The 11,066-nt window shown below is 66.0% G+C and carries 13 protein-coding genes; 12 read left to right on the top strand and 1 reads right to left on the bottom strand.

Going from position 1 to position 11,066, the window contains the following annotated elements:
* The 3 genes from QH270_RS00280 to QH270_RS00270 all read left to right on the top strand — a co-directional run.
* A partial coding sequence (locus QH270_RS00280) for a tyrosine-type recombinase/integrase (protein WP_280338330.1) occupies positions 1 to 936 on the top strand: 936 nt, incomplete at its 5' end.
* A gap of 885 nt (positions 937 to 1,821) precedes the next feature.
* A complete protein-coding gene (locus tag QH270_RS00275; RefSeq protein ID WP_280338329.1) occupies positions 1,822 to 2,652 on the top strand; it encodes a DUF2637 domain-containing protein in 831 nt (276 codons plus the stop codon).
* A gap of 306 nt (positions 2,653 to 2,958) precedes the next feature.
* A complete protein-coding gene (locus QH270_RS00270; RefSeq protein ID WP_280338328.1) occupies positions 2,959 to 3,510 on the top strand; it encodes a hypothetical protein in 552 nt (183 codons plus the stop codon).
* Here the strand turns inward: QH270_RS00270 and QH270_RS00265 are convergent.
* A complete protein-coding gene (locus tag QH270_RS00265; RefSeq protein WP_157105170.1) occupies positions 3,495 to 4,025 on the bottom strand; it encodes a hypothetical protein in 531 nt (176 codons plus the stop codon). The two genes, QH270_RS00270 and QH270_RS00265, sit on opposite strands and share 16 nt — an antisense overlap.
* 235 nt (positions 4,026 to 4,260) lie before the next feature.
* On the opposite strand from QH270_RS00265, the gene QH270_RS00260 reads away from it, so the two are divergent.
* The 9 genes from QH270_RS00260 (at position 4,261) to QH270_RS00220 (ending at position 10,843) form a co-directional block, all read left to right on the top strand.
* The gene (locus QH270_RS00260) at positions 4,261 to 4,836 is read left to right on the top strand and encodes a hypothetical protein (protein WP_067645061.1); all 576 of its coding nucleotides are present in this window, start codon (positions 4,261 to 4,263) and stop codon (positions 4,834 to 4,836) included.
* 229 nt (positions 4,837 to 5,065) lie between these two features.
* The gene (locus tag QH270_RS00255; protein ID WP_280338327.1) at positions 5,066 to 6,157 is read left to right on the top strand and encodes a hypothetical protein; all 1,092 of its coding nucleotides are present in this window, start codon (positions 5,066 to 5,068) and stop codon (positions 6,155 to 6,157) included.
* Positions 6,145 to 6,936, top strand: a complete 792-nt coding sequence (locus tag QH270_RS00250) for a hypothetical protein (RefSeq protein WP_280338326.1) — start codon at positions 6,145 to 6,147, stop codon at positions 6,934 to 6,936. The genes QH270_RS00255 and QH270_RS00250 overlap by 13 nt, the downstream gene beginning before the upstream one ends.
* A 90-nt stretch (positions 6,937 to 7,026) precedes the next feature.
* A complete protein-coding gene (locus QH270_RS00245) occupies positions 7,027 to 8,277 on the top strand; it encodes an amidoligase family protein (RefSeq protein WP_245655555.1) in 1,251 nt (416 codons plus the stop codon).
* Complete coding sequence (locus QH270_RS00240; RefSeq protein WP_067645064.1) at positions 8,265 to 9,035, top strand: class II glutamine amidotransferase; 771 nt, start codon at positions 8,265 to 8,267, stop codon at positions 9,033 to 9,035. Before QH270_RS00245 ends, QH270_RS00240 begins: the two co-directional genes overlap by 13 nt.
* Positions 9,036 to 9,088: 53 nt before the next feature.
* Positions 9,089 to 9,424 (top strand): hypothetical protein, encoded by a 336-nt coding sequence (locus QH270_RS00235; RefSeq protein ID WP_067645067.1) that lies wholly within the window; start codon positions 9,089 to 9,091, stop codon positions 9,422 to 9,424.
* A complete protein-coding gene (locus QH270_RS00230; RefSeq protein WP_067645069.1) occupies positions 9,421 to 9,900 on the top strand; it encodes a hypothetical protein in 480 nt (159 codons plus the stop codon). Before QH270_RS00235 ends, QH270_RS00230 begins: the two co-directional genes overlap by 4 nt.
* Positions 9,897 to 10,232, top strand: coding sequence for a hypothetical protein (locus QH270_RS00225; RefSeq protein WP_067645072.1), 336 nt, complete (start codon positions 9,897 to 9,899; stop codon positions 10,230 to 10,232). Before QH270_RS00230 ends, QH270_RS00225 begins: the two co-directional genes overlap by 4 nt.
* A gap of 137 nt (positions 10,233 to 10,369) precedes the next feature.
* Positions 10,370 to 10,843, top strand: a complete 474-nt coding sequence (locus QH270_RS00220) for a hypothetical protein (RefSeq protein WP_157105171.1) — start codon at positions 10,370 to 10,372, stop codon at positions 10,841 to 10,843.
* Positions 10,844 to 11,066: the final 223 nt, after the last annotated feature.

The raw sequence follows: 11,066 nt of genomic DNA, 5'->3' as shown, positions 1-11,066 counted from the left end.
CGCCTGTTCGAAGTCACCACTTCCGCGGTCGAAACCTTCCTCACCGACGTCGGAAAAGCCAGGGGGCCTTCGAACATGCGCACCGGGCGCATCGTGCTCTCGGGCATGTTCCGCTACGCAGTCCGCACCAGCCCCCTCGAGGTCAACCCGGTCCGCGAAGTCCAGATGCCGAAGAACATCGAAGCCAAGGGCCGCACCGGCGGGGCCGGCGACCTCACCACCGACGAACTGCGGTTCATCCTCTCCGCCGTCCAGACCTCCCAGGTCCCGTGCCCGCGACAACTCGCCAAAGCCGAACGAGAACGCGGCACACCCGTCAAGGCCTACACCCCGCCCACCGTCGCCGCCTACTGCGAAAGCGCCGACCTCGCCGACATAATCACCCTCTACGCCGCCACCGGCCTGCGCCGCTCCCAGATGCTCGCACTGTTGTGGACCGACATCGACCTCGACGCAGCGACCCTGCGCCCCACCGGAAAACTCGTCCGCGTCGCCGGCAAAGGACTGGTCCGGGTCACCAGGAAAGACGACCCGAAGAACCGGACCGGCACCATCGCCCTGCCCGAGTTCGCGGTGGAAATGCTCAAACGCCGCAAAACCGCGATGGCGAACCGGCGACCGGCTTCTCCGCCGGACCCCGGAATCGAGGTCCTGGATCTGGTGTTCCCCTCAGCCGTGGGGACATTGCGTGACCCGCAAAACGTCGGACACGGCTGGCAGCGTGTCCGTGAAGCCCTGGGATTCGCCGAGGACATCACCCCACACAGTTTCCGCCACGCCGTGGCCACCATCCTCGACGACGCCGGCCTGTCGGCCCGGGTCACTGCCGATGTCCTCGGCCACGTCGACCCCGCCATGACCCAACGCCACTACATGGCACGCGGACGCCCACACAAGGCCGCCGCCGATGTCCTCAACCGAGCGGTGACCGGATAGCGGAATCAGACCGCTCGCGAATCCGTTCGAAATACGCTGCCCAACTCGAACCCCGCCGGACACTCGCCATTTGAATTAGTGGGGACTTACTGGTGACTGTCTACGCAGATCTTCCTGCGCGGACGCCGCGGATACGACCGCGATCGACAATGCCATCCCGGTGCATGCCGCGGTCAGTCCACCCACCGCCCTCAACCCGACTCTCGATCGTGTGAGGCGCGAAAAGCCCACTGTCCTAGGCAACAAATCCGACCTTCCCTTCGGCCATGCCGTAGTGCCTGGTGGTGTTCACCTGTATAGATCCTCGCAGGTAGAGGCCAGCACGACGGCACAACACGCTCAGATCAACCACCCGAAAGCGTGCACCCGTGCCCGTCGAGCACCCGGGCCCGTTCGACCAGCTCTCCGACACCAATATCGCCGCCGAAAACTGCCTGCCCGGTCAGCCGTTCGGGTCGATCGACACCCACAAGGGATACGTGGATTCGAATCGTGGTTGGCGCATCCCAGCTGGTCTTCCTCACGGTCGAACCAGCGTCGACCGCAGGTGCGCCTGCCCATCGTCAGCACCCCTCGCGAGCTAGGCCCGGCGGTGATTTCGTGCGGGGGTCGAGGCCGCATCCAAGACCGCGCCCTCGTTGAACGGTTCCAGCCTCACCGTGCTCGGTCACCGATTCAGCCTTGATCGACGTCGAGGTTCGCCGATAGGCGGTGCAGTTGTTGACCTTTCACGGCCTCGGCGGGCTCGGCTCATCGGACCTCCGCTGGTGAAGCACTGCCTCTGACCGCGGCTTCTGACGACCCAAAGCGCCCAAGCAAGGGGATCAGCCTGTGCAACCGATATTGCCATCATCCGCCTGTAACCAGCCCCCGACGAGCGAAGACGTGGGCACCGACCGTGCGCACGTCTTCTTCTGGACCGAGCTCTGTATCGCCGCCGGAGTCAGCGTGATCGGCAACGCGACCCAGGCCGTCCTGCACACCACGGCCTTGCCCGTGGTCGCGGCCACTGTCGCGGTCATTCCGCCGCTGGCGTTGCTGGCGGCCGTTCATGGTGTGGCGCTGCTCGCACGCGCCGACACCGTCTCCGCCGCTGCGCGTCGCGCTGCGACCGCCCTGACCGTGGTGATCGCCGGCGGGGCGTTCTGGCTGTCGTTCACCGCGCTCCGCGCCCTGGCGACCACTGCGGGTGTGCCCGCTGGCGAAGCGTGGCTGTGGCCGCTCATCGTGGAGGGAAGCATGACGCAAAGTTCACTGGCCCTGCTGATTCTGGCGCACGCACATCAACCCAACACCGACATCGAAGCGGCATCTCAGACGCCAGCACGGATACCAGCTCTCGAACCACGCCCGACCGAGGGTGTCCGAGTCGCACTTCCCGCCTCGCCGCCGGAACCTTCCGAACCCGTCGAGGAATTCCTCGACGATCGGATCAGCTCAAACATCGACCTGCAGGCGCTGGCGACGTCGATCTGCGACCAAGACCCTGGCGGACGTCGCGATCGCGCGACCGTCTTTGCGGTGCTGACCCATCGCTACCTCGATGATTGGAGCGCCACCCGCATTGCACGCGAACTCGGACGCAGCCGGTCCGCGGTCAGCCGGATCCTGCGAGATGCCGAACGACTGCATGCAAGAGCTGCCACCGACCGTGCGCACACCGACAACGACCCACCCGCCGACCGTGCGCACACCAATCCAACCGTGCGCACGTAGTGCCCGACTGACCGGCGCGATGTGCGCACGCTGCGTTCGACCGTGCGCACGCCCACTACCTGTGACCGGTTGGGGCAGACACTGTTTCGACGTGTGCGCACGGGGGCTGAACATTTGCCGGATGTGGTTCACGCCACATCGACAGTGGCTCGGGTCCGGTGTTTGATCGATGCACGGTTCGTTGCCAGGTACCACACTTCTCGTGCTCTTCTCCAGCGAAACCATGTCCTTGGGGGACCTGTGAACTTCGATATGTCTTGTCCACAGTGCCAACGCGTCGACTGGGTTCAGAACGTGCCCGCTGTCATGTCCGATGGCACGCACGGCGGCTACAGCACCGGTGCGTACGCCGGTGTCGGAATCGCGTCCGGTGGTTTGTTCCCTGTCGCTGGCACATCCACGCACGAGTACAGCCACAGCTCCGCGCTCGCGAGAAGCCTGGCCTGGCAGCCGATTCTGCCGTCGGCGAGTCGGCTGTTCGCCGTGGGCTTGGGTTTGGGCCTTTTCGTCCTTCTCCTCTACACCATGTGCTATGCCTCGCTGCAGAAAGAACCACTACGAGGGGATGTCGTTGAGGTCACCGGCACCCTGATAGGGCTGCTCATCGTTCCGGTTGGGCTGTCCGTGCCGGTGGTCGCGATCCTGATCGCCGCTGTCAAACGTTCCAACCGAAGCGGCAAGGTTCTGGCAGGACGTAACAGGGCTCGTGGAGTGTGGAGCCACGCCTACTACTGCCACCGATGTGGTGTCGTCTACTGGCCGTATCCGACCGAGCCCGGTGTCCCGCACCGCGTCCCGCTCGCTCCGGCTCAATTCCGTTGGCATGTCTGGAACACCGGGGGCTACGCCAAACTCTGACCTGGCGCGTCAGTGCTCAGTGCGCCCTGCGGACCAGAAGGACCCACTTCGACGTCACTTCGGGTGAGTAGACCTCTACGTTGCACATCACTCGGATCATCCTGTCCGCCGGGACCGGCGGCGGGGTTTTCGGCCGCTCGGGCCAGGGCCGTGAGTTGCCGAAGTTGTTTGCTGGTGAGTTCGAGTAGTGCACCGATGCTCGCATCCGTCTCGCCCAACTCGCGCATCGCTGTGACCGCTCCGGCTTGCTGGCCGCGCAATTGCGTGACTTCGGCGTCGTACTCGCGTTCCAACTGTTCGATTCGCTTATGGAGCTCGCCGAGGCGCTGCTCGTGTATGCCGGTGCGCTGCCGGATCGCTCCTGCCGCGTGTAGGTAGGTCTGGACCGCGTCCATCGTGGCGGTCTCACGGCGCCTGGCTGCCTCACGCCGCGCTTTCATCAATTTCTGCACTTCGTCCAAACGGCGACTCGATTCGGGGTCGCGCTTGGATCGTCGTTGTTTGCCAGCAGGCATCTCGATCTCCTGAGAATGGCCCGACCAACGGCTCCTCCGCCTGCCAGCCTAACCCGCAGACCCAGGCCCTCGCCAGGACCCCGACGGCAACATGCCAGCGCTGCACCGTCTTTCATCACCCACGACGGTTCCACTTCTGCGCGCCGCGCCTGGCCCGCGCGCAATACCTGGCGATCCGCGCCTCGGGTTCCGTCCCAACGGTTCTCGCCCGCACAGTTCCGAAGAACGGAGACCGATGACCACCTCGCTCACCAGATTCGAACCGATCCTCCGCGAGCTAGCCGGATCGGAGTTCACCAAGACCCTCCTCGCGACGTTCAGGCAGCAGGAGTGGGCCGAGGACGAGATTCGTCGCGCCCAGCAGGCTCACCCCGATGTGTCTGATGTGTTGCATCACAGCTTTTCGCTGTTGACCGCGACCGAGGAACGCATGGCCACCGAGTTCGTCTACCGTGCACATGCCCGAGAGCTGCTCGAGCGGGTCGCGACTGGTGTGTCGACCAAGCCGGGGACCTCGGTCGAGGTCGTGCTGTCGCTGATGCGCGCGAGCTTGGTGACGCCGTTGAACACCACCGCGTTCGGCCTGTACGTGCGGATGTGGCGTCAGGCCGGACTGCCCGACGTCGACGGTCTGGGCGCGGATGTAACTGAGCGCTACGAAGCGATCAACGCCAGCCGGATCGATGAGTTCGAGGCGATCGCCCGACACAAGCTCGCCCAGCCCTCCCGTGTGCTGAAGCTGGTTACCTGCGAGGGCCGCCATCTGGGCGAGCCGGTCGACTGCCGCCTGGCAATTGCACGCGCCGCCTGACCTGTCCCGGTTCTTCGGTCACGTTCTTCGTCCTGTTCTTTCACGCCGCATCCCGGTTTTCGGGTGCGGCGTTCGTCGTCTTTCAGAAGGGTTTGCTGTGCCCGATCTCGATCTTCCTGACCCGTGCGGGGTCTGCCGATCCCGTGAACCCGGTACTCGTCTGTCGATCGACGGCGGAATCGTCTGCCACGAATGCGCCCGAACGTGCGCGCAGTGTTACCGCTGCGGCGTGCGTTCGCTCGCCCTCACCGACACCGCCGTCGGGCGGGGGCTGTGTTCGGACTGTGCGACCGGATTGAACTCGTGCGCGTCGTGTACGGAGGTGTCGTTCACCGGTCTGCGCACCGATAACGATGGTTTCGTCTGCGGGATCTGCGCGCACCAGTTGTTCGATCAGTGCTTCCGGTGTGAACGGTTCACCCGCCACAGCCGTTACGTCGTCGGTAACCACCGCACCTGCCCGGAATGCGCCCGGCAGCTGCGGGCGTGCCCGGACTGCGGCACCCTGCTGGCGGGGCGGCGCGGGTGTGATCGGTGCGCTGATCGGCACACGTTGTGGAACTACACCTACCGGCCCGACCCGATCTTCCACGGCACCGGCCCGTTGTTCCTCGGATTGGAACTGGAAGTCGTTGTGCCCGAAGACCGTTTCGGCGACGCGATCGCGACCGCCACCGACGCACTCGGGTCGCTCGGCTATCTCAAGCGTGATTCCTCGATCCGGCCCATGGGTTTCGAGATCGTGTGCCACCCGATGACCTACCAGTACGCCCTCACAGAATTCCCCTGGCAGGTCCTGCACCAGCTCGCCCGGTTGGGCTGTGAGACCGGTCCCGGTGTCGGGCTGCACGTGCACGCGTCGCGGGCCGGGTTCACCGGGCCCGCCCACATTTTCCGGTGGATGAAGCTGGTGTACCGCAACTCCGACCAGGTCTCGAGGTTGGCGCGACGCACCAGCCGTTACGCCCCGTTCGAGCTCGACACTCGTTCTCGGGTCAAGGACCTGGCCAAAGGTGCTCGCCACGCGGTGGGTTTGCCGCGCTACCAGGCGATCAACCCCCACCCGCGCGACACCCTCGAGTTGCGGGTCTTCGCCAGCACTCTCGATCCCGGCCAGGTGCAGGCGGCGTTGGCGTTCACCGAGGCCTCCATCGCCTACACCGCCGACCTCACCGTCGCCCAGATCCACGCAGGTGGGTGGGACTGGGAGCAGTTCACCGACTGGCTGACCCACCGCCTCGAATACGCGCCCTTGGTCGCTGAACTCGCCCACCTTGCCGAACAGATCGACGAACAGGAGGGCGTGCTGTGTGCCTCTTGACCTTCATCCCCTCCTCCGTCGCCCCGGACCCGATCGCGTTGCGTCATGGCGCGCTGACCAATCCGCACGGGCACGGGTTCGCGGTCATCGCCGGGCCCAGGATCGTGACCGGGCACGGCATGAACGCCGAAGAGGTGATCGACCTGTTCGCCCGGGTCCGTGCCCAGCATCCGCGTGGTCCGGCGTTGTTTCATTCCCGCTACGCCACCCACGGCATCCGCACCGTCGACAACTGCCACCCCTTCCCCCTCGGCCGCGACAAACGAACCGTGTTGGCGCACAACGGTGTCCTACCCAAACGGGTGCACCCGGGCCCGTATGACTGGCGATCCGACACCCGCATCGCCGCCGAGGACTACCTCCCACGCCAGCCGTTCGGTTCGATCGACACCCACAAGGGATTTCGGGGGCTCGAATCCTGGCTGGGGTCATCCAAGCTGCTCATCCTCACCGTCGACCCCGCCTTCGACCAGCAGGTTTACCTGCTCAACGAGTCGAACGGCTTGTGGGACAACGGGATCTGGTACTCCAACCGCAGCTATCTGCCCTGGTCGCAGCGGTACGGCTCGCATCGCCGGTCGGTGTGCCGCAGCTGTGAGGCCGTCGACGTGCACCGGGTGAGCCGGTACTGCACCACGTGCGGGTGGTGCTTCGCGTGTGAGAACCGGTTCCCGCACTGCGAATGCCGCCGACCGCGACCCCGCGGCCCACGCCACCGTGCCTCCAACCCGCCACTCGCGCTGCCAGTGGTGAAACGACCGAGCGCCCCGAGTCCCTGACGAGTCGGCCGCGCCCGCAATTCACCACCGCTGTCCCCTGAGCCTGCACCTGTCGGTGCGAGCTTTCGTCGTTTCCAGGGAAGGAATTCCATGCCGACCGCTGTCCTGGTCGATCTCGCCGAATGCGAAGCCTGTTCAGCCCGCCGCCCGACTGCGGAGTTGGTCGAGACCGCCGAGAACGAACATCTCTGCTCCGGCTGTGTGGCCACTCTCGACCTGTGCGAGAGGTGCGATCTCCCCGCCCGCGATGCCGCGCTGACCACCGCGGACGACTACTGGTGTGCTGGTTGCCGAGCACCCTGCACCCTGTGTGAGGACTGCGGGCGCTACGCGCCCTACATCGTGGCGGTCCTCTCCAGCGGTGACGTGTGCGAGTCCTGCGCTGAGTCCTACACCGCCTGCGACGACTGCAATCTGCGGACCGCCGACTCCTACACCGTCGACGGTGATCGGGCGGTGTGTGAGGACTGCCGCGACGACTACACCCGATGCCGCGGATGTCGCATCCTGGTCCGCGGTCGTGACGACTACTGCGACGACTGCGCCCAGCCCGACCCTTCACGCGTCCACGACTCCCACTACACCCCAGAACCCATCTTCCACGGGCAAGGGCCGCTGTTTCTGGGCATGGAACTGGAAGTCCGCACCACCGTGCACGGCTATGAGGACTCGGTCGTGACCGCGAACAACCATCTCGACGGGTTGGGTTACCTCAAATACGACGGGTCGATCAGTTGTGGGTTCGAAATGGTCACCCACCCGATGAGTTTCGACTACGCGATGAGCGAGTTCCCTTGGGCGCTGTTGACGCGGCTGCGGTTGCTGGGTTGTCACACCGATGACGAGGTCGGCATCCACGTCCATGTGTCGCGGGCGGGGTTCGACTCTCCCGCCCACATCTATCGGTGGCTCAAACTCGTTTACCGCAACGAAGACGACGTCACCGCCCTGGCGCGGCGCCAGTATTCGCAATGGGCCGGTTTCGACCCCGAGATCCGCGCCATGGCCAAGGACCTCGCGCACGGCGGACACGGGTGGGGCCGGTATCACGCCATCAACGCCCGACCTGAGCACACCTTCGAGCTGCGGGTCTTCGCCAGCTCCCTCGACCGTCGCGAGGTGAAAGCCGCGCTCGGCTTCGCCCACGCCTCCGTCGAATACACGCGCACCTTGCGTGCCCACGACGTCGTCCGCTGCCAGGGATGGGACTGGGCCACCTTCACCGACTGGGTCGCTCAACGCCCGGAATACGCCGCCTTGACCGCTGAACTCGCCGCGCTGACGCCGACCGAAACCGGTGCGGCCCGCAGCAACCTGGAGGACTTCGCATGTGCATCCTGACCGTCATCAAACCCGGCATCGTCGCCGACTACGAAGCCCTCGCCGCCGGCGCCGTCGCGAACCCGCACGGGCACGGGTGGGCCGTGCACGCCGGAGACCGACTCATCGTCGGCCACGGCCTGGACCCACAGACCACGATCACCGAATTCGCCCAAGCCCGAACATCATTCCCGGACGGGCCGGCGTTGTTCCATTCCCGCTTCGCCACCCACGGTGACCACACCACCGCCAACTGTCACCCGTTCGCCATCGGCGGTGACAAACGAAGTGTGCTGGCCCACAACGGGATCCTGCCCGAGCACGTCCACCCCCTCAAGGGTGACGACCGTTCCGATACCCGCATCGCCGCCGAGGACTTCCTGCCCCACAACCCGTTCGGGTCGCTGGATTCCTGGGCCGGTCGGGAACGGTTCGAACGGTGGCTGGGCACCGACAAGGCCGCCATCCTCACCGTCGATCCCGCCTACAACCACCCCGCCTACATCTTCAACGAGCACCGCGGGCACTGGCGCGAGGGCTCCTGGTATTCGAACCACAACTACGAGCTGGGCCGATACCCGGCCGGTGCCTTCTACGACTACGAGTTCGGCGACGGGTTCTGTGACAACTGCGGGGCGGAGTACGACAACCCCGACGGCCCGCACTGCCCGTACTGCGGCTTTTGCGAAGCGTGCCTGAATCCTTTCCCGCGCTGCCGCTGCACCTTTCCCGGCGAGGCCGACCGCTACGCCGACCTCATGGCGCTCGAAACCGCCTGACACTCATCATCTTTCGTGCTCCGTCTGGAGCCCTCTTGGAAAGGACACCCCCGATGACCTATCCACTGACCGTTCCGCCCTTGCGCCACAGGATGCGCGCCGCCCTGAACCAGTTGCGTGGCCTCGGCGCTGTCGCCGACCCGGTGACCGGTTCGACCGAGTCGACCATGGTGGTGGCCGCACTCCACGAGGCCCGCCACAACACCCTGCCCGTCACCGTCCGCACCCGTGGTGGGCACCTGATGCCGCGGTTGAGCGTGGACACCGTCGGCGCCCGCCACGTCAACCTGAACACTGATGCCGGGGAGCAGGTGATCGTGCCGTTGCGGTTCATCGAATCCGTGCAACACCAGCGGCCCACCACCGACGGCGACCAGGGGCTGCTGTGAACACCACCGTGGTCGGGGCGGCCGAGCCATCACGCTGGACCGCGCGCCTGCACCCCATTCCCCGGCGCGCCCGTGAGGTGTTGGTGATCGGCTGGCACGCCGCATTCGCCGACACCCCCGCCGCGGGAACCCCGATCGCGGTGTTCCCCCACACCGAGATCATCGCCGATCACTTGCCGGTGATGGCGTTGGTGCGCATCGAACACGCCACCGCGATCGACACCATCACCGCCGACGGGACACGCGAAACCCGCTGGGGTAACGATCCGTTCGGTATCGCGAAGACCGGGATCAGTTGGCGGCTGGTCCCCGCCCACCGCGCCGAGGATCGGTGGGTGATCGCGCGCGGGTGGTGGGCCGCCAGCGGGGAAGAAGCCGTGCTCCCGACCTCGGTCACCGAGCACGCCCTCGGCGCACCCACCGTGGTGCCCGTCTATGACCACGACCCCCACACCGGCAAACGCTGGACATCGTGATCACCCACGTCGGAGAACTCACCGCCTGGCTGCAAGCCCAGATCCCCGACCCCGACGAGAACCTCTACGAGCCCTGGAACACCGGCACCCCGACCACCACCTCCATGGTGTCGCTGATCCACCTGCACGTGCAGACACCCTTCGGCCCCGACCAAACGACCACCGTCGTCCTCGTCGCCCCCCGATGCCCGGCCGAGGACACCGCACCCGATATCGAACCACCAGATCCGAGGCCTCCTTGCCCGACTCCCCTACCTCCCGACCGCCCACGCCCGAGCGTGTTCCGATCCCCGCGCGCCTGGCGAAAGCACCGATCTCGTCAGGACTCGTAGTCCCCTACATCACTCTCGCCCACCGCGACCGCACTCGCCCGGTGTGGGGAAACATCGACCCACACCGCCTCGCAGAAGTCCTGCACCACAAGCGATGTCAGGTCTGCGGGGAAGGACTCGACGACACCCTGGTGTTGATGATCCGACCCTCCGACTACCTACGCGGCGTCGCCGTCGAACCCGGCTTGCACCCCGAATGCGCCTGGTACAGCCGCCAAGCTTGCGTGATGCTGGCCGGGCACGTCGACCGCTACAACCCCGTCGGCAACGCCCCGCTCAACCGATGTGGTGACCCGTTGTGCCGCTGCCGGTACTGGGCGCCCCCGGAGAACACCACCCCGGGTCGGGAGGGCAAACCGGCCGAAGCCTGGTACGAGGCCTGGATCCGGCTCGACGACTACGAAGTCTTCACCGTGCCGGCCGACGAATCCGGGGCAGAGGCCACCGGGATCGCGCTACGCGGCGTGCCGTTGCGGCGGTTGCGCAAGGTCCGCGACCCGGCACCGAATTCCGACGATTCCCAGCCGATGGACCTACTCGCCGCAGTCATCGCCGCCCGCAAACTGTGGGAAACCCTCGGCCTTGCCGAAGGACCTGAGACTGCCGACTAGCCGATGACCCGGCGTAATGCGCTGGCTGTCGGTCCGCCCGCTCGATGCCCGCGCGTCGGTCCGGGACGTGACCGGCGCTCAAGATATCCACATGTTGTGGATACCTCTGTGGACAACCACAACAGGAGCCGTCCACCGACCCGGACCCACATTCGGTCGCGACGCGCAACCGACGGTCCAGCATCGCGCCTTCTGATTCCTCACCGGCCACTGAGCCCGCACC

Origin of the sequence: Nocardia neocaledoniensis (assembly GCF_029868625.1) — a bacterium.
Taxonomy (GTDB): Bacteria; Actinomycetota; Actinomycetes; order Mycobacteriales; family Mycobacteriaceae; genus Nocardia; species Nocardia neocaledoniensis_A.
The sequence above is the reverse complement of the archived record's forward strand: the minus strand, read 5'-3'. Positions and strand labels throughout refer to the sequence as shown.